The organism is Paenibacillus sp. ACRRX, from assembly GCF_022346885.1.
Lineage (GTDB): Bacteria > Bacillota > Bacilli > Paenibacillales > Paenibacillaceae > Paenibacillus_B.
In genome coordinates this window covers 477,377-497,892 of the sequence record NZ_JAKRNK010000003.1, presented here as the reverse complement: position 1 = coordinate 497,892, position 20,516 = coordinate 477,377, and the positions used below count along the sequence as shown (strand labels likewise).

The following is a 20,516-nucleotide window of genomic DNA, read 5'->3' as shown; positions in this document are numbered from 1 at the left end:
GAAGCAATACCTCTTTCTATAACATCATAGCTTTGAAATACCTCTCCAAAAAACAGTCCATGAGGCATTTAATTTATCATTTAAACGTTTTTCGTCATTTCCATATGCAAGCTCTAACATGATTGAATCAACAACAGCTGAGAAGGCAAGCGTAGGGATGAGGGCTTCATCTTCCATGATGGCTTTGGCATCGATCCAATCCTGAAATTTGCTTTCGATTACGGTTTGAATCTTTGTTTCCGTATCGATTACTTCCTCATTAATCGCTGCTGCCAGATGGAGCGGTGGGAAAAAAGACATACGCAGCCAGAACTTCAACTGCTCGCTCTGTTGAAACAAATCAATGACCAATTGCAAATATCCATATAAATCCGCTTTGGGATGTTGGGTACCTACTTTACTCAAATATTGCAGCTTCGATGAGAGCTCGGCTTCTTTGGCATCTTGTAAAACTTGTAGAAATAAATCATCTTTCCCTTTGAAATGAGCATAGAGGGACTGTTTTTTTATACCTACATTGTCGGCAATTTGAGACAGAGATGCCCCCTCATATCCATGAATGGTGAAAAATTTTAATGCGATGTCTTTAATTTTGCTGCTTTTCAATACTATCACCTCAATATTAACGAACGTTCGTCAGTTATTTTATCAAATTTAAATTTTTTATACAAATGGATGTTGCGACAAGCGAGAGCAAGAAGGGTACCCAGTATCGGATTAAATTTTAAAAGAAAGTGAGTTAGCGGCGCTCTGTAAGTGACTAAATTGTCACCTTCGCTGTCACTTGAAAGTCATGTTAAACAGATATCATGATATCCATCAGCGTAGTTATGGAGATTTGACCATCCATGCTATATTCCGCGCAGAAAAGTTAAGGAGAAAAACGATGACTAAACGACAGCGTAAGATTATTTTTGCCATAACCATAGCCTATACCATTATGATTCTATATTTTTTATTTCTCGCTTTCGGCAGAGTAGGTACCATAGATCAAAAGACAGATTACACCTTTATGTTTGCACCGGACGGTTTTTTTAGATTGCCGGGTCTAGCGGATCTGCTGCATCCTACTCTGATGGATTTTGTGACGTTTGGAAACATCATAGCCTTCATTCCGTTTGGCCTATTGATTCCGCTGTTATATCGGGTCAGCTTTATTCGATTTATGACATTGTTCATTCTGTCCATTCTCGTGATTGAAACCATTCAGGCCCTAACTTTACTCGGCAGCTTCGATATTAACGACGTCATTCAAAACTCAGTAGGCGCAGCAGTTGGATTCGGGGCGTACAAATTTGGCTTTCGTACAAAAAATGCGTGGAGAAATATAGCTGCTGCTGGCATTTCTATTGTTATCCTTATGTTCGGAATTTGGGGGAGCTTCGGTGTTGTTGACAAATTGTTTACCCAAGATCTAGGTGCTTTTGTGGCGTTAGATGATCTGAAAGATAGGATCAGAAATCCAACAACAGAAACAAAACGATACAGTTTCAAAATTGGTGGTCAAAAGATAGAGCCTCAACATAATGTATATAGCGCCGGAGGCAAAAATGTTGAAACGTACACGTATACGTTAGGCAAGAAGGAGCTTTATCTCTATCTGAATTATGGAATTCCCGATCAAGAGGATTTTCATGGGAGTTTAAATGTTTCTGTAGATGGACAGGAATTTCTGTCTGCGTCTGCAGAAGATCAACGCCATGAGCCGAATATGCTCACAATTTATCTCGAAAGTGCAAATGAGCTTACGATAACCGTTAAAGGAAATGAAAAGCTATGGGATATTGGATTTAGGGAGATGGAATATTCCTGGAAATGGTAAAAATTATAAACCTATAAACAGAGTAAAGGGCCATCCGCTAAGGATGGCCCTAAAACTTGCCGTTATAGACGGCGAGCACCATTATCAGGCGTAGAATTATTATTGTTTTACCTACAATCATTAGTCTATATTAAAATTACAAAATAATGTTGACGTCGACTCTGACCGGATATTTATGAAGAACGAGTTATTCTATTAAGACCAGACGAATTGAACGTATTTACAAGAAATAACCGTTTCTATAGGGGATGTTGTTTAAAATAATATATTTTATTTTAACTGAACGAGGTGTCGATCAATGAAATTGCCGCAGGTTTGGATGAAGCGCCTTATGCATATCACGCCGAATGTAGTCATCGTGTTCTCGGCAATCTCCCTTTCTATGAATATGATCAGGTCCGTTAGCAGTTCGCAAGGTCTCACCTTTGCTCTCATCTTCGTTGGTTTCATCTTTGCCTCGATTCTTGTCAGACCGCTCTCGCTCAAATATGTGCTGGCTGCGGTCGCTTTTCTTTCATTCTTCAACGCGCTTCCGGATCTATCGTTTGATAAGCTGGTCAGCGTCATGTATTTATCGTTGATTCTTCTCGCTTTCCTGCTGCCATCATCCTTACCGATATTTTTAGCCGCAGGATATTTTTTCTATTTTACTCCCTCTTATTCACCTGAGGAGCCGAGAGAGATGATTCGTACGATAATGATTGGCATCGTTGTCAATACGATTCTTTATTCATTACTGGCATTCTACTTACGGAACTTGAAGCAGGAGAACGCGGTCAATGTGGAGTTAAATGCAAAGCTTAACCAAGCGTTTGGCAGGCTGGAGCATATCGCTTACTACGATACGCTTACCACATTGCCAAACCGTGAATTGCTTAAGGGGCGAATGACCGCAGAGTTGTCCGAAGGAGCACCGATGGCCGTTCTGTTCCTAGATCTTGACCATTTCAAGAACGTTAACGACATGTTGGGCCACAATGCAGGAGACCAGATGCTGCAGGACGTCGCCAGCCTGCTTAGTAATACGGTAGGCGACTCGTGCTTCATATCCCGCTATGCGGGGGACGAGTTTGTACTGCTAATGCGCTATCAGCAGCAGGTGGAGATCGAAGCACTGGTGGACAAGCTCATTCATGCATTCCGGACTCCGTTTCAGATAGATCAAAATCAAATCTATACGACGCTGAGTATTGGCATTAGCCTGTATCCCGAAGATGCCCGCGATGCCGAAACGCTGATCCAGTACGCCGACAAGGCGATGTACAGTGTCAAGAGTAGCGAGCGAAATGGATTTCGTTTCTTCTACGCCATCAAGAGCGAGGATCTGCTGCGTCAAGTCAAGCTAGGGAACGATCTCCGGAGTGCAGTGAGTAAGAGGGAGTTTGCCGTCCACTATCAGCCTCTGGTGGAGATGAGCACAGGGAGAATCCGGGGCTTGGAGGCGCTGCTGCGCTGGACTCATCCCGAGCTGGGACCGATCTCACCATCCGTCTTCATTCCGTTGGCCGAGCAGACCGGAGTTATTGTAGAGCTAGGTGAATGGGTTCTTAACGAGGCATGTAGACAGGTGCGGAACTGGCAGCGTGCTGGAAATCCCGATCTAACGTTAGCAGTGAACGTCTCGATTCGCCAGTTTCGGTCGCCCAAATTTGTTTCGAAGGTGTTCAGTATTCTGGAAGAAACGGACTTTGAACCTGCTCTTTTGGAGTTGGAAGTTACAGAGAGTATGGTGCAGAACATGAATGAATCAATTACAATTCTCGGAGAACTCAAGCGCCAAGGCGTGAAAATTTTGATTGATGACTTCGGAACGGGTTATTCATCCCTCAGCGTCTTGCGGCACCTGCCTGTGGATTTCCTTAAGATTGATCGTTCGTTTACGCAGGAATTGACAACCGCCATCTCTGCCGCTTCGATCGTCAAGCTTATCATTGATATTGGCCACAGCATGAACCTACAAGTTATCTGCGAAGGCATCGAGAACCAGGAGGAATTCAAATTGCTCCAGCATTACGGCTGCGAGATCGGGCAGGGCTTTTACTTTCATCGCCCTTCTCCTCCAGAAGAGATTGGACTTCTACTTTGCCGCAGGACTCCTGCAAAAGTTTAAAATCTTCTAGCAAAACATGACACGACCTTTAATTTGAGATCTAAATTAGAATCTTCATTTGAAGGCTTTGCGGGCGAAACACGGAACAGAAAATCGATGGGCCATATTCGAAAATAAATAAAAGGCCATCTTTAATACATACAGAGTGGAATTTGATAAGTAATAAGTCAGCAAAGCGGTGCTTTTCCTACTTCGTTCATTAGAGGTTGCTCTGCAGATCCCTCCAGTTAGACGGTCTGGTCCTGGGGTTATTCCCTCAGCCGATTCATGACAAGGCGAACGAGATCGCGAAGTAAGTAGCCCAGTGGAGGTCAATCGCGATACCGGAAAAAGCAGTTCTTGAACGCTTCGGGAATGCCACATCCTTCATATGGGAAAAGAGACCTGCCGGGCGTTGTAACCCATTATTCAAGCATACATTTGGTCATAACAAGTTACTATTTCTTTCGCATGAATACTGGATTTGGGCGTTTATACGTCTGAATCGTTTTTTTCTTCCTGGCAATCGGACGTTAGTCTCATTGTTCCAGGAGTGTGCCTATATGTAAAATAATAGAAGTATATGAACATAAATATATATTTTAAATTAGACACGTTGACTCACATGGCGAGATCAGCGGATGAAACATGCGGAAAGGCGGGAGACGATGAACACGTTGCAGGTAGAAGCGCTGGAAGAGATGAAAACAGCGATTCATAAATGGTTTGACGAACAGGAAAATCGTAAGGACGTGGAGGGTGCGGTTAAACGCACCACACTGCAAATAGGCATTTTTAACGGCATTATGCTGGATTATCGGCCGGGCAGAACACGCGTTGAGATGTTGAATGATGGACGGAATGTTGCGGGCAAAAAGTCGATGAAGGCTTCACCATTTACGCGAGAGCAGATCTTGCATGAGGTTCAGCCCCTGCTGGCAGAAATCATAAAGGAGAAACTGGACAAGTTGGAGACGTCGCCGCTGATCAACTACCGGTTTATTTTGCAAGGAACCTTTGCAACGACGGATGGGCTCGTGGAATTAACGGTGCTGGAAACCGTATATGAAGAGAAAAAGCGGCAGCTACTGGAACGAATTCATGCTTATATCGAGAAAAAACTGGAGAAGGGTTCTTACCCGACAGAACCGCTGGAAACTTTCTTTTTGACGCGTCATCTGCTGGATCCGCATTTGTTCCACGAGCCGGAAGCCGCAAGGACGATCGCATTATTTGACCGGATTCAGGAGCTGAATAAGGAACGGGTGCAAGTACTGGCGGAACATAGAAGAAATATTATTCGGGCCTTGACTGGCTGGGCTGAGGCTGTATTTCTGCCACATTACTATGATGTCCCTCGTTCCAATTACAGGACCAATGAATATGAAATCAAGCCGGGTGCTGTCTTGGAGAAGATGAATGAACCGAATCAGCCTATCGACCTCCTATTGTACGGGGCGGTGATGATTATTCGTTACGAGCCGAACTACAGCAAATATAAGGGCCAGGCTTTTCTCAAGATAGCGATGCAGCTTGGCAGCGGCAAAGCCGGGCGCATGCTGAAGGAGGGCAGTGACAGCTTCTCGCAAGAAGACGTCCATATGCGCCACGAGTTGTCTGAATGCAAGGCTAACGATATTTTTTCTCTCATTACGGTCGTTATTCACAAGGAAGAAGCTGGGGCGTACGAACGGGTAATTTTGTTTATTCTCTCCCTGCTCCGAAAGGGCTTCCCGAAAAGCTACAAGATCAAGCTAAAATCCAGCGTGAGAGAGGTATTGCCCGTCAAGGGGCTTGCCAAATCGGATACGCACCGCTTTTTTGCGAATGCGCTGGCTTATTCTGAGCTGCATCCGTTATTAGAGGAATATGCCCGTGAGGCGATGGAAGAGTTTGAATGGTACGAGGATACGGAAGGTGAAAAAAACGTAATGCCAGGCAGTTATGCCGTATTCGGGTTGGGACTCGTGGCCGAGCGGTATTTTCCGTTGGTCGAAGCTTACATGGCCCTGGTGGATGATGAGCATCAGCTGGTGCAGGACAAGTTTACGGCGGCTTTTGCCGAAACCCATGGCGTAACGGAACGTTCGATACCCGCCTTGGTCGCATGCCTGCTTCGCTCTCACGATTCGCTAAAGCTGAAGATTCAGCCGGAGCTGGAAAACGAAGACAAGCTGGCACTGTTAGTGCAGCATGTAGAGGCCCTGACGGATTACGAAGCTGAGCGGGTGCTGTACCCGATCTGGGGCAAGACGGAGAAGCTGGCCACGTTGGCTCGTAAGGCGCAGGAACCGCGCAAGGAACTGCTTCTTCGTCTGCTAAAGGCAGCGGATAAAGCTTGATGATAGGCGATAAGTTCGATGTACCGATTTGAAAATAGGGGATTTGTCTATCAAAATCGTTGATTACTCATATAGAAAGCAGCCTTGGCTTTTACTATAATTGGAATTATAGTTGTCTTTCTAGAATTGGAGGGAAAAACGAAATGAAATCGGAAGCTTTAGATGATTTAATTGTTGGCGAAAGCCGTGTTCTTACTGATGCCCAAGTCACATCCTTGTGGGGTGGAATAGATCCGCAATTTTCACCGGACAATGCCGTTGCTGCTGTACAAAGTGCACTGCCGCAAGAGAAATATGAGCAATTATTCCCTTGCCGTAATGGCACGAAGGAATGGCACAAAATTGCTGCTGAGCTACCCAATTACAATAGAGATCAAACCGACTATTATTCATATCAGAACTTGATTGCTGCCGTTACGGATGTCGCTAATATTAAATATAAGCTGGAATATAGACAGGACGATACTCAGAACAGTCGTGTATTTCGATTCGATAAAAAAACAAAGACAGAAACGCTCATCTACCAAAATGACAACTTTAGCACTCCATCGAATAGGGCGGTTCCGATTAGATCGAAAACGGTTGATTTTGGTTCCTTTATAAAAGAAGGGTCTGAATTGAAGCGAAAGTGCGAGCTGGCAGCCTTTCTCGCCAATATTTCGCACGAAACGGGTATAGATATGTCAAGATTCGCAGGAGGTTCACAGGTCTGGGGTTTGTACTGGAATGAGGAAATACCCTATATTAATACCACCACTGTCAATTATGCTGAAGCACATGACAACTATCCGCCAGTTGCGGGTAAATCCTATCATGGACGTGGCCCGATACAGTTGAGCTGGAACTACAATTACGGATTGATTAGTGCAATTATTTACGGCTCCAAAGATAAGCTGCTTCAACAGCCTGAGCTTATTGTGAACGACGGCAAGTTAGGCTTTATGACGGCGATCCTGTTCTGGATGACACCCCAGCCTCCCAAGCCCTCCGCTCATGATGTGTTGGTTGGCAACTGGGAGCCCTCTGAATCGGAGATTTCTAAAGGATTAACACAGGCAGGCTTTGGTATTACCATTATGATCATTAATGGTAGCCTTGAAGGCAACTTAGACGAAAGTGATCGTCGTATCAATAGCCGCATTGGATATTATCGTAAAATTACGACACAAATGGGGATTTCCATTGCAGGAGAGAAATTAAATACGGTAGGCATGAGTCCATTTTAAAACCTATGGATGAATTTAAAATGAAATGAAAAAAAGGCACCTCTTATTAAGGTGCCTTTTTTCGCCTTTAGAGTGATACGGTAAATCGTACCCGCAAACAACGGACAGTTTGCTGTTACACGGCAACAATCACAATACATAAGCAGGCCCCTTACATTGCATGGATCGCAATGTAAGGGGCCTGCTTTGCCCTGAAGAGATGTGCGTGTATGGAGTCCAGTATTCGTGCACCGATAGTCCTCTTCTGATGTGTTTGTGACAAAATTCCCAAATTGTGATTCAAATCCTGATTGGATTTTTAAAAGTGGGATAGGATGGGTTCAGTTAGTTAAACACAACGAGCCAATAGGAGGGCGAACGATAGAGATGGATAAAATCGAATTAGCCAAGGACATATACTGGGTAGGAAAAATTGACGATCGTGAGGTGCCGTTTCATCGTTTGATTCTCGCTAAAGGGACAACGTACAATGCTTATTTGCTCAAAACAGCCAAACCAACCGTGATCGATACAGTAGATATGGAATTTGGCCGCGAGTTTGTTGAATATTTGAGTGAATTTATTGATCCTAATGACATCCAATACATCGTTATTAACCATACAGAGCCTGACCATTCCGGCGGTTTAGCAGCGCTTGCAGGCAGAGCGCCTCATGCAACGATCGTGTGCACGGAATTAGCCGTTAACGAGTTAAAAGAAATGTATAAGCTTCATTCAAGAAACTTTCTGGTTGTGAAGGATGGCGATACGCTGGATATCGGCGGCAAAACTTTGAAATTTAAAGAAACGCCGTACCTGCATACTGAAGAAACGATGATTACGTATTGTGTTGAGGATAAAATTTTGTTCCCTTGCGATATTTTCAGTACACATGTTGCCGCAACAGGAACCCTGTACGCAGATGAAGCTGGATATGATATTACCGAGGATTTTATCGGCTACTATAATGCGATCATTCATCCGCATCGCAGATACGTACGTACATTGATTCAAGCCCTGCAGGATCTGGATGTGCAGATGATTGCCCCTTCGCATGGCTATATGCTGCGGACGGATATTCAGAAATATATCGACCTTTATGCCACTTTAAGCGCAAATACCGTAGATAACAAACGGGTAACAATCGTGTATACAACCATTAAAAACAATACGAAAAAAGTAGCGGAGCAGCTGAAGCAATTTTTTGAAGAAAATCAAATTCAGACGACTGTATTCAATGCGGATAAAGCAGATAAAGCGGATATTATCGCAAGCATTCAAGCCGCAGATGCCGTATGGGTCGGAAGCTCAACCAAATATGCGGATATGATCGGAAATTTGGAAGATTTGCTGATTGATTTGAAAGAACTGAATCTAGAAGGGAAAATTGCGGCAGCCTTTGGTTCTTATGGATGGAGCGGGGAAGCGATTGAAGTCATTCAAGACTATCTACTGCAGACGAATATGAATGTACAGAGCACTTCCCATGTCATCAAATCAACGGGGATGACACATGTCGAGTTCCCGGTGCGTGTAAGATTTGCTCCAAAAAATGAGCAGTCGAAAAAAATTGAGCATGCCGCAGCCTTTGTCACAGATTTGCTGCAAAGCGCGATCTAAGTTGCTGAGGAGAAGGTGAAATCATGACGAAGCATTATTGCATCATTGGAACGGGTGTCGCGGCAGTCAACGCTGCAAAAGCTATTCGGGACCAAGACCCTGAGGGGAATATCCTCCTATTTGGGTCTGAGGATTCGCTGCCCTATAACCGCATAAAGTTGTCCAAGGATTTATTTGCCGATTTGCGCAGCGAAAAGGTGCTGATCAAGAAAGAGAAGTGGTATCAAAAACAACAAGTTCAGGCGTTTCCGAGCACGACTATCACGCAAATCGATGTCGAGCAGCACGTACTAGTCACTGCAACAGGCGAACGCATTTCCTACGATAAATTGCTTATTTGCACAGGCTCAAAAAATCGGAAGCTGTCGCTTCCCGGCTTTGATAAGCAGGGCGTATTTACGATCCGTGAAATGCATGAGGCGGAGGCGTTTAAGACCTATATTGAAGACAAATCAAGCATTGTGAATATTGGCGGAGGCATTCAGGGGTTGGAGACCGCATGGTCGCTCGTGAAAGCCGGCAAAAAAGTAACCATTCTGGAAGCTGCACCCCGGTTGATGGCTAGACAATTAGATGAAAAAGCAAGCTCCATGCTAAAACAAAAGATGGAGGCAATAGGCATAGATGTCAGGTTGCAGGCGACAGTTCAACAGGTTATAGGGGAAGAAGCCGTGGCAGGTATTCATGTGAACGAATCCACAATACCTTGTGATAGTGTAATCTATTCCATCGGCGTTACGCCGGATTTGGACCTTGTAGCGAGCACGCCTGTGGCCACGCAACGAGGAATTATCGTAAATGAATATATGGAGACGAGTATTGCTGATGTATATGCAGCAGGGGATGTTGCCGAGTGGAATGGCGGAGTTGAAGGTTTATGGGACCGCGCGATGGATCAGGGAAAGGTAGCGGGCAAGAACATGGCCTCCCCAGGGACGGAAGTTTACCGCAAGACGATCCCGTTGACGGTGTTTAACGCATTTGACCTTGCTTTATTCTCCATGGGGCTTGTTGATGAGATGGTGTGTGATGCCACATTGATCGAAGAAGATGCTTCCGGAACATATACGAGATTATTTATTAAGGATCAGACCATCGTTGGCGTTGTTTCATTTGAAAGTGTTATCGCGGCCGCACCGTATAAAGCTGCGATTGAGAGTCAGGTATCTGTGGCTGGGCTGGACTTGAAGGCATTGTCGATCCAAGAGGTTATGGCAGTAGTCAAAGGTCGGCTTGAACCGTTAGCTGCTGTGTAACGAACATAAAGGAGGATGATCACCATGAAACCGATGAAAAAATATATCTGTATTCCTTGCGGATACATCTATAATCCTGCTGTTGGAGACCCTGATGAGGATATCGAGCCAGGTACTGCGTTTGAGGATTTGCCTGAAGATTGGATCTGCCCTGTATGTGGAGAAGGCAAGGATAAATTCGCAGAGGTTCCAGAACAATAGAAACAACTATACGAATCGAAATTTGAGAATTTCAATGCTGTGATTTGATTCGTTACCCTCACATAAACGTCTCCCATGAATTTGTTTACAACAAATCTCAGGGGGACGTTGCGTAGTTTGTGCTTTCAAGCACAAAATCTCCTCAATTCCCATGGTACACTACTCTCGATGATACTCATTATCATCGGGTTGACTAGTGGAAGGAAGAATGATGAACCATTTCGAATTAGGGTGATGTGTATGAAAGAACATTCCTGTAATAATAGTCCAAACCAGAAGAAGGCTCCCTGTCCCAAGAAGGTTCCAATCTTTCAATCTTTATCTGATGAGGAGATTATGAAGATTGCTCGAAGGACAAGGCATATTCAATATCGTAAAGGGCAGATGCTGTTAAATGAAGGCGAGAAATCGGATAAATTATTTATCGTCAACTACGGGCAAGTAAAGGTGTCTAAATTTACGATGGATGGCAAGGAACAAATTCTATATCTGCTGACTAGCGGGGACTTTTTTGGAGAGCTGCATTTATTTAATCCGGATGAAACTCATAATTTCAGTGTCTATGCACTTGAAGATACCGAAATATGTTTGATAACCAAAGCAGCGATGGATCGGATTATGGAGGATAACTCCGGAATTTCAATTAAGTTATTAACCGCAGTGACGCAAAGGCTGGCTCATACCGAGAATTTGGCGCAAAATCTAGCAACGAAAAACCCGGACGTTCGCATAGCATATATGATTTTGGAGTTTTGCCAAAAATTTGGGAAACCAAACAAAGAGGGGGTTCTGATCGAGCTGCCGATTTCACGTGAGGAAGTGGCCAGTTATGTCGGGGTTACCCGCGAAACGATTAGCCGAAAATTCAGCAAATTCGAGAAATTAGGGTTTATTTCATTGTGCGGCAACAAACAACTACTTGTCAAAAATGAGAAGGCCCTACGCAGATATATTCAGTGACATAGCCCGCTGAAAGTAAACAGCGTTATTACATTTAGAATCAATATGACGGAGATAGAACGGCTGCTTCATTGGCCGTTCTTTTTTTATTTCCTAAAATAACGATAGAGGTTGTAGGTGTTACTTCCTTCCTCGTCTTTAGTCTGGAAAAGATCCCGACGTTTGTATGTGTCGCCTAAGCCCTTCCTATATTACGATATTTAAGTAGGTCGTGAACTGAAATGAGTCAGAACGTACATACTCATGCATACAACACTAGGGAGATGAGACTATCAAAAAGGCAAAAAAAGTTCTGCTTTATTTGGGAGCATCTATTATTTTACTGGTTGGGTTAGCGTTGATTTTTCCCACATGGACTCCTAAAATAGACGGCGCAGACAGCATCAGCGTACTCGAGCAAGTCGAAATTAATGGCACCGGTCATGAATTGATGATACGAGGTCAGGATGAGAACAATCCTATCGTCATTTTTATACATGGGGGGCCAGGTGTTTCGGAAATTCCCTATGTAACCAAGTACCAAGACCTACTGGAGAAGAATTTCACGGTTGTCCGTTACGATCAAAGAGCTAGTGGAAAATCTTATCACTTTGGAGAAGATTATGCCGACCTTTCGACAGATCTGTTAGTGAAAGATTTATTGGCTGTGACAGATTACATAACCACTCGTTTCAACCAACAGAAGGTCATACTTGCCGGCCACTCCTTTGGAACTTATATTGGCATACAAGCGGCAAAACAAGCACCTGAAAAATATGAAGCCTATATCGGCATTGGACAGATGGCTAATATCTTAGAAAACGAATGGGATGGTTTGAATTTCACGATTGATCAAGCAAAAATGAGCGGGAATACAACCGACGTCGAGTATTTGCAAGGGTTAACTGAAAAAGTTCAAAGCGGCGATATGTTGACTCCCCGTAGTTATGTTCTAAAATATGGCGGTGCAGCAAGACTGATCGATAATAATGCGGATATAAATAATGGTTTATGGTTCGGACCGGAGTATAACTTATTGGATCACATTCGTTATATGCGCGGCGTATCTTACGTACAAGAAACTTTAATAGGGCAGGCAATGAAAAAACCTTTGCCTACGATCGTCACAAAACTAGATTTACCGGTGTATTTTATCATGGGACAATACGATTACATGACTTCCGCGAAAGCAGCCAAAACCTACTTTGATCAGATCAAGGCCAATAAAAAGGAATTTATAACGTATGGCCAGTCCGCTCATTATCCGCAGTTTGAAGAAAAAGAAAAATTCTCAAAATGGATGGTGGATACGTTCGCAAAATGAAAGTATCTGTTGATAAGGACACCTAACGGGAATATCTCTGTTAAGCTGAACCATATCACAAGGCATTAATAATCCAGTTGACTTTGACGTCGTGTCGTACTTTAAGCTGTTCATTGAAAGGAGGAGCTATGGAGCTACTGACAATAAGCGAGGTTACAAAAAGCTATCAGATCTCAACAAGAACACTCAGATATTATGAGCAAATCGGATTGCTGCAGAGTTTGAAGAAGGATGGTTACGCTTATCGCACCTATGATGAATGTTCGTTGAAAAGACTGGAACAGATTTTGATATTACGGAAGCTGAGAATTCCATTAAAAGAAATTCAGAGAGTTCTGGAAAATGAAGAGTCAACAACAGCACTACTCGTGTTTCAAGGAAAAATTCAAGAGCTATCAAATGAAATATTAGCGTTGTCTACAATTAAAACGGTACTAAATCAATTTGTCATTCATTTAAGTGAAAATGAAGAAGTGAAAATCAATTCCAAATATTTGTCAGAAGAATCGGTTCTCCAGATCATTGAAGCTCTACCTGCAGCCAAAAATAATCTTAAGGAGGATGCAGCCATGAATAATTCCAATACAGCCGTCAACTATTTATCCCAACTAAAAGATGTAAGAATTGTATATTTACCTCCCACGTCAGTTGCTTCTATACACGATGTAGGCGGGACACCGGAATATGACACAGGAAATGAACTGCGGAAATTTATGATTCAAACGAATCTAAAAGAAATAAAGCCTGACTTGCGGCACTTTGGCTTTAATCATCCCAATGGAGTTAAACCTGACGGAACGGATCACGGATATGAAAGATGGGTAGCCATTCCCGACAACATGGAAGTCCATGAACCATTTGTGAAAAAGAACTTTCCTGGCGGCTTATTTGCCGCCCATATGATACCTATGGGGAACTTCGAGGAATGGGGCTTGCTTGCGGATTGGGTAAAAAACAGCAGTGAGTACGAACCGGACTGGGGCGATCCAGATTGTATGTATGGTTCAATGGAAGAACATTTAAATTACATCAATCAATATCATTTGAGCAATGAAGAAATGGACAAATGCGTGCAGTTGGACCTGCTGCTTCCGATAAAACCAAAGGTAAATGAATAGTCGAAGAATTAGAAGAGATACCCTAGAAGAGGTGTCTCTTCTTTTATTGAAGTTCTGCCACTATAGGCGGCACGGAGAACTTATCATAAGTAAGGATTTACACGCTTTAGAAGGTCTATGATAAACTAATACTGTCGAATTTTTACTTAATTTATGACTTGATGCATTTGTTAATCGAACGATTTAATCTTACAAGTAGCCCAGTCGATTGCGAGCAAACAGCAGCTTGGCTGACACCTCAAGGACTAGATCTATTATCAAGTCATTTAGTGATAGTAACCCAGATAGGGAGCAGGTGCGGTAACATGATCGTTTTGGATAAATTAGCTGAAATATTTGCTAGTAGTTCCTGTGATATAGAGGATGCTAACCGTTTAGTCATCCAGCCGAAAAGTGTGTTGCGTGAATTTAGGACGGTAAGGCATGGATTTCTTTTTATCATTCGTGGAGAAGCTAGAATGTGTGTAAACGGGACTGCCTACGAATTACTTCCAGGGTCTGTTTTTCACGCTGCTCCAGGCATGCAGCTGGACTCCCGAGTTATAGGACAATCAGAGTTTGAATATTACTCCCTTTTTTATCGATTGGACAAGGTAGGTGACCAAAATAGCGGGCATGAATGTGACTCTCATTTTAAGCTGGAGCCAGGGGCAAGTCCGAGAGTGAGAGAATTACTAGCCCTACTTCATCAAAATGCCCATACCCTTGGAGGGATTGGCAAACTTCGCGTCAAGGAATTATTTCTAAGCATTATGCACCAAGTCCTGGTGGGCTGCAAGTATCGGGAGAGCTGTAGTTATGATACAAGTAAAAAGGTGATTGAGGAGGCTGTTGCATACATTAACGGGCATTATATGAATCCGTTGACACTCGACGAGTTGGCAGAGCTGCATGCCATGAGTTCCAAACGCTTCTCATACTTCTTTCATAAGTATACGGGGTTCAGACCCATCGACTATGTCATCCATTATCGTATGGAACGAGCAAGTGAATTACTTCAAGCGGGCCATTTTCCTATTCGTGATGTGGCTGTTAGCGTCGGTTATACCAATCCGCTATATTTCAGTAGAGTTTTTAAAAAGAAATTCGGTGTATCTCCGTCCGCATACACTCATAATTAGCTAACTATAATTAATTACACTGCAAGACCTGAATTAGATAATCCTACATATAGCATTTACGATTTGTGTATTTGCATTTATATTCGTCCTTGTTACACTATATATTGATAATGAGAATCATTACTAATTTTATGAGATCGCATTAGGATTACTGGACGTTTAATGCCGTGGGTGAGACGTGAGGGTTCGATGACCAGTCGGTTTGGTTCGTCCACTTGAAATGCACGGATCATTGTATATCCTCCTAGGCGTAAAATTATTATTATATATAGAAAGGTTGATAGAATTGACTACAAATAGACAATTATGTATTGGATTATCCTTATCCGCAACATGGATGAAGGGAGTCGGCTGGCGTCATCCAGATAGCAATGTGGAAAAAATGGATTCGATTGACTACTACATTGATTTGGCCAAAATGGCGGAGAAGGCCAAGCTCGATTTCCTTTTCAAGGCGGATTATCTTTATGTGAGCCCGCAGATGCTGGGCGATTCCGCTAATTTTGGCAGCCCAGACCCTACCATGATGTTTGCGGCGATTGCTCGTGAAACCGAGCGGATTGGACTGGTTACAACTGTTTCCACCACATTTAATCCACCGTATGTTGTTGCAAGGCAGCTTCAGTCGCTGCATTGGCTTAGCAACGGACGTGCTGGCTGGAATATCGTAACTTCAATAGAAGGTGCGGAAAATTTCGGTGATTCGCCGATGCCTTCACCGCAAGAAAGATACGCGAAAGCTAAGGAATTCACAGATGTCGTACATAAGCTATGGGATAGCTTTCCGAATGAAGCAATTGTGATTGACCGTGAGTCGGGCGTCTTTTCTGATACGAATAAGGTTTCCACCATTAATCACGCAGGCGAGTTCTTCAGTGTGCGGGGACCGCTTACCTTGCCCGCCCATAAATCGGGTTCCATTCCTATATTTCAAGCAGGCGCTTCAGATATAGGAAGAAATTTTGCTTCCTCAGTAGCGGATGCTATTTTTGCCGCGATGCCTGACCTTGAGTCTGGAGTGGAATTACGAAATGATCTGAGAAGAAGGGCCAAGGAGCATGGGCGCAATCCGGACGCAATCAAGGTTCTGCCTGGATTATATTTTTTCCTCGGTGAAACTCGTGAGGAAGCGCATGAATTACATAAGGCTGCACATGCACATTTGAGTGTGGAGCGCAGACATGCATCGCTCCAATCCGTGCTGGGCCTTGATTTAAGCAGCTTTGCTTTGGATCATCGCGTAACTGCTGATATGCTCCCTGATCCGAATCAGCCAGTCCGCAGCCGGACACACGCTGAGCTGCTGCGCCGATATATTACAAACTATCAACCTACAGTAGAAGAGGTATTAGCAAGGCCAGAGGTCGTCGGATCTGCTCACTGGGTGTCTGTAGGAACGGTTGAGGATGTGTTAAACGATATTATGGAGCGATATGAGGCTGGAGCGATTGACGGATTTATTGCTCTGCCAGGCGGCTCGGAACAATCGATGGAGCTATTTTTTGAAAAGCTGATGCCGCAGCTCGTTGACAGAGGATTGTTCAGAAGTGAATATGCAGGCTCGACATTGAGTGCGCATTTGGGTATATAACACCTAATATTTCGTAAAGCATAGGACAGCCCTTCCAAGCAGAACGCATGGAAGGGCTGTTTAGTATGTATACATAGGAAGCTGACGTTATAACCATCTAATTGTTGTTGTATCACTTGGGCATTGTACTACAAGTAATAGGGAAAATTTTGTTATGGTGCTCCCTGTTTACTGAATAGTGTCTTTGAAACAAGTATAATTTAAATGAAGAAATGTATAATGGGACAGTTAAAAATGAATAGGTATCATTTCCACTATATTTTGGGCTGTGTTTACATTTTTATGTTCGTATTTTGGATATCAAGTTCTTATTTAATCATGGGAGTGAGAGCGATGGGGACGGTCATATACGAGGATAAGCTTCCAGATGTGGAGCAGGTATGGTCGTGGCAGCAGGAGCTTGACGGCTTCGGGCCACGCTTGACAGGCAACGATGCGCATAAGCGGCTGACTGATTATTTTGAAGCGGAATTACGGCAAATGGGACTGAATACACACAGAGACAGCCACATCTTCACCAAATGGGAGGCGACACATTGGCAGTTGTCCATCTATTCGGACGGCGATCACGAGGAGGAGCTGACAGCTGCGTTCTATTACCCGTACTCAGGAAGCACGCCTGAGGAGGGTGTAGTGGGTGAACTGGTTTATTGCGGGAAGGGTCCAGGCCGTTTTCGTGATGCTGCTGGTAAAATTGCGATCGTTGATGTGAGCAGTCCCAGACTGCCTTCATCGTTATTGTTCAAACGAAGATCTTCTTATCCGGAGAACGAGACCCTGCCGTTCCTCATAAGCAATCCGGTTCTCAGTTCTGTGTTGAGAGGGCCTAACCTTGAAAAAGCAGCACAAGCGGGCGTGTTGGGTGTTATCTGTGTATGGCGCGATATGTCAGAGGCGAATGCACGAGCACAATACTTGCCTTTTACAACGGGGCCGCAGCAGTGTCCCACGCTGTGGGTAGGCAAGGAGACGGGCAGCAGGCTGAAGCAGTTGGCGAAGCAAAGAACAAAGGCGCGGCTTGTACTAAAGGTGGAACTGGATGAGCGCGCTTCTAGCGATACACTGTATGCCGTTCTGCCTGGTTCAAACCAAAGCGAGACAATGATCGTGAACACGCATACAGATGGACCGAACGCCTGCGAGGAAAATGGGGGAGTCGGCTTGCTGGCCATGGCCCGTTATTTTTCTTCTCTCCCGATGGAACAGCGTCAAAGAAGCCTAGTGTTTGTGTTTGTGACGGGGCATTTTCAAATTCCTCAATTCGGCATCCATGGACAGGCGACCACGCGGTGGCTGCATGACCATCCTGAGCTGTGGAGCGGAGAAGGTGGGCATCCGAAGGCAGTCGCAGGGCTTACGCTGGAACATCTCGGCTGTAAAGAATGGAAAGATTCCAGGGATGCCTCTGCATACCGTCATACCGACAGGCATGAGGTTGAGCTTGTCTATACGGGAAATCAAACGATGGACGACTTGTATATGGCCTCGCTTTCGGACCGAACTAAGGTGAGAAGCATTACGCTGCGACCCAAGAGCACCATCTATTTTGGAGAAGGGCAGCCCTTATATATGGCAGGTATACCGACTGTGTCTCTGATTCCTACTCCGGATTATTTATGCGCTACGGGAGAAGACGGAGGGCTGGATAAGCTGGATGTCCATTTTATGCATGAGCAGATCGTTACGTTTATTAAGCTTGCGGCAGCTATTGATTGTACCTCGACAGAAAACTTAGGCAAGCCTCAGCCTCATGCAAAAGGGATAATTGGGTTGTTCATAAAGGAGTGACCTGCTTGCTTTGTACCGAAAATAAGAGGGCATCCGAAGAGGTGCCTTCTTATTGGATTTTCAACACAAAACGGGATAACAATTATGAGGGTATTTTTGGCTTACGATCAATGATTGTTTTGATTTTTGAGCTTTACGGCAAATTTCTCTCTTCTTAACTGCAACATTATGTCATCATTGAAATTTATCGTCTTTTAAAACGTATATAGCTGTAATATAATAGTAAATAACTATATTTAAATTTATAAATAATAGTGAGAGCCTACGCTTACTGGAACGCCTACATCATTTCTTCAAATATTAGCGCATAAGGACGGTAAACATGAGCAATAAACAAACCAAAACAGACGTTATCTTAATTGGTGCCGGAATCATGAGTGCGACTTTAGGGTCTTTGCTGAAGGAATTAGTACCTGACTGGCAAATTACAGTGTTTGAGAAGCTCGCCAAGGCAGGAGAGGAAAGCTCTAACGAATGGAACAATGCGGGAACGGGGCATGCTGCACTATGTGAGCTTAATTACACCGTTGAAAAGCCGGACGGATCGATAGATATTAGCAAAGCTATAAAGATTAATGAACAGTTTCAGGTTTCAAGGCAGTTTTGGTCTTATCTTGTAAGCAGCAATTTAATCCGTAACCCACAGGACTTTATTGTACCATTGCCTCATATGAGTCTAGTGCAAGGGGAGAGGAATGTAACGTTTTTACGAAAACGTTTTGAAGCGCTGTCAAACAATCCTCTGTTTCAAGGAATGGAGTATTGTGACGACCCGGCTAAACTGATTGATTGGATTCCGCTTATTATGAAAGGTCGGACATCGAATGAGCCGATAGCGGCAACAAAAATTGAGTCTGGTACGGATGTCAACTTTGGCGCTTTAACGCGCTTACTGCTTGATCATTTAAAGAGTAAAGATGTCGATATTCGATACCAGCATAGTGTTGACGATATAAAACGTACTAGCGACGGCGCGTGGGAATTAAAAGTGCGAAATGCCAAAAATGGTACTGTCGAACGCCACACTGCCAAGTTTGTCTTTATTGGCGGTGGGGGAGGAAGCCTACATTTACTGCAAAAATCCGGTATTCCTGAAGGAAAAGGTATCGGCGGCTTCCCGGTAAGCGGACTATTTATGGTGTGTAACAATCCGGATATTGTGGCGCAGCATCATGCAAAAGTATATGGCAAAGCGCCGGTTGGTGCTCCGCCGATGTCTGTTCCGCATCTTGACACCCGATATATCGACAACAAAAAATCGTTGCTTTTTGGACCATTTGCTGGCTTCTCGCCAAGGTTTCTAAAAACAGGGTCCATGTTTGATTTGCTAACGACCGTAAAAACGCATAATCTCGTCACGATGTTGGCAGCAGGCGCAAAAAATGTTTCATTGACAAGATATCTGATCCAGCAAGTCATGTTGTCAAAAGAGAAGCGCATGGGGGATTTACGGGAGTTTGTCCCAGACGCCAAGAGCGAGGATTGGGACTTAGTGGTAGCGGGCCAGCGTGTCCAAGTCATCAAAGATACGGCTGACGGAGGCAAAGGAACGCTTCAATTTGGTACAGAAGTGATCAGTGCCGCTGATGGATCGATAGCTGCATTACTCGGTGCTTCCCCGGGTGCTTCTACAGCTGTTAACGTCATGCTTGAGTTAATAACTCAGTGCTTCCCGCAGCATATCAAAGAGTGGGAGCCGAAGATAAAAGAAATGATTCCTTCTTATGGCGTGTCGCTCGTGGAATACCCCGAGCTTTTCCACGAAATTCATACTTTAACAACGCGGACGCTTCGTCTAAGTAGTGTACTGCAGCCTGTCACGTCGACAGCACAAAAGTTAAAATAAGCGAAGCGGCCTTTGTCCTGAATTCCATAGGACTGAGGCCGTTTAGCTTTTCCTGTAATTAGCTGTGATCCATAAGAAATGCCCGATATAAACGAGCTAGAGTCTACGTTGATTTGGGGTCTTATATCAAGGAGAACACAGGGATTACACAACAATTAAAGGATATAAGGTATTTTTCAGTCCCGTTCTGGCAGAATGGAATTAGGGATTAAACGTAAAATAGGTTATGATTGCAGGTATGAAAATGATTGTGA

The 20,516-nt window shown here is 44.0% G+C and carries 15 protein-coding genes; 14 read left to right on the top strand and 1 reads right to left on the bottom strand.

Annotated elements, in window-relative coordinates; translation table 11 throughout:
* Window positions 1-24 precede the first annotated feature (24 nt).
* Window positions 25-615 (bottom strand): TetR/AcrR family transcriptional regulator, encoded by a 591-nt coding sequence (locus MH117_RS12880; RefSeq protein WP_343224460.1) that lies wholly within the window; start codon window positions 613-615, stop codon window positions 25-27.
* A gap of 271 nt (window positions 616-886) precedes the next feature.
* Between MH117_RS12880 and MH117_RS12875 the strand changes: the two genes are divergently transcribed.
* The 14 genes from MH117_RS12875 (at window position 887) to MH117_RS12810 (ending at window position 20,262) form a co-directional block, all read left to right on the top strand.
* Window positions 887-1,822: a VanZ family protein gene (locus MH117_RS12875; protein ID WP_239329115.1), complete on the top strand. Its 936-nt coding sequence runs from the start codon at window positions 887-889 to the stop codon at window positions 1,820-1,822.
* Between the two features lie 298 nt (window positions 1,823-2,120).
* Window positions 2,121-3,932 carry a putative bifunctional diguanylate cyclase/phosphodiesterase gene (locus tag MH117_RS12870; RefSeq protein ID WP_239329114.1) on the top strand — a complete coding sequence of 604 codons (1,812 nt, stop codon included), beginning with the start codon at window positions 2,121-2,123 and terminating at the stop codon, window positions 3,930-3,932.
* 647 nt (window positions 3,933-4,579) lie between these two features.
* Window positions 4,580-6,253 (top strand): DUF6138 family protein, encoded by a 1,674-nt coding sequence (locus MH117_RS12865; protein ID WP_239329226.1) that lies wholly within the window; start codon window positions 4,580-4,582, stop codon window positions 6,251-6,253.
* Between the two features lie 143 nt (window positions 6,254-6,396).
* A complete protein-coding gene (locus MH117_RS12860) occupies window positions 6,397-7,479 on the top strand; it encodes a chitinase (protein WP_239329113.1) in 1,083 nt (360 codons plus the stop codon).
* A gap of 366 nt (window positions 7,480-7,845) precedes the next feature.
* Window positions 7,846-9,078, top strand: coding sequence for an FprA family A-type flavoprotein (locus MH117_RS12855; RefSeq protein ID WP_239329112.1), 1,233 nt, complete (start codon window positions 7,846-7,848; stop codon window positions 9,076-9,078).
* A 23-nt stretch (window positions 9,079-9,101) separates the two neighbouring features.
* A complete protein-coding gene (locus tag MH117_RS12850) occupies window positions 9,102-10,334 on the top strand; it encodes an NAD(P)/FAD-dependent oxidoreductase (protein WP_239329111.1) in 1,233 nt (410 codons plus the stop codon).
* A 33-nt stretch (window positions 10,335-10,367) separates the two neighbouring features.
* On the top strand, window positions 10,368-10,535 hold the full coding sequence (gene rd, locus MH117_RS12845; RefSeq protein ID WP_275444643.1) for a rubredoxin: 168 nt from the start codon (window positions 10,368-10,370) through the stop codon (window positions 10,533-10,535).
* A gap of 240 nt (window positions 10,536-10,775) precedes the next feature.
* Window positions 10,776-11,495: a Crp/Fnr family transcriptional regulator gene (locus MH117_RS12840; protein ID WP_239329110.1), complete on the top strand. Its 720-nt coding sequence runs from the start codon at window positions 10,776-10,778 to the stop codon at window positions 11,493-11,495.
* Between the two features lie 271 nt (window positions 11,496-11,766).
* Window positions 11,767-12,798, top strand: a complete 1,032-nt coding sequence (locus tag MH117_RS12835) for an alpha/beta fold hydrolase (RefSeq protein ID WP_239329225.1) — start codon at window positions 11,767-11,769, stop codon at window positions 12,796-12,798.
* Between the two features lie 128 nt (window positions 12,799-12,926).
* The gene (locus MH117_RS12830; protein WP_239329109.1) at window positions 12,927-13,916 is read left to right on the top strand and encodes an effector binding domain-containing protein; all 990 of its coding nucleotides are present in this window, start codon (window positions 12,927-12,929) and stop codon (window positions 13,914-13,916) included.
* A 305-nt stretch (window positions 13,917-14,221) separates the two neighbouring features.
* Complete coding sequence (locus MH117_RS12825) at window positions 14,222-15,037, top strand: helix-turn-helix domain-containing protein (protein ID WP_239329108.1); 816 nt, start codon at window positions 14,222-14,224, stop codon at window positions 15,035-15,037.
* 286 nt (window positions 15,038-15,323) lie between these two features.
* Entirely contained in the window at window positions 15,324-16,628 is a 1,305-nt protein-coding gene (locus tag MH117_RS12820) for an NtaA/DmoA family FMN-dependent monooxygenase (protein ID WP_239329107.1), read from the top strand.
* A gap of 333 nt (window positions 16,629-16,961) precedes the next feature.
* The gene (locus tag MH117_RS12815) at window positions 16,962-18,416 is read left to right on the top strand and encodes a zinc-binding metallopeptidase family protein (RefSeq protein WP_239329106.1); all 1,455 of its coding nucleotides are present in this window, start codon (window positions 16,962-16,964) and stop codon (window positions 18,414-18,416) included.
* A gap of 322 nt (window positions 18,417-18,738) precedes the next feature.
* Window positions 18,739-20,262 carry a malate:quinone oxidoreductase gene (locus MH117_RS12810; protein ID WP_239329105.1) on the top strand — a complete coding sequence of 508 codons (1,524 nt, stop codon included), beginning with the start codon at window positions 18,739-18,741 and terminating at the stop codon, window positions 20,260-20,262.
* Window positions 20,263-20,516 lie beyond the last annotated feature (254 nt).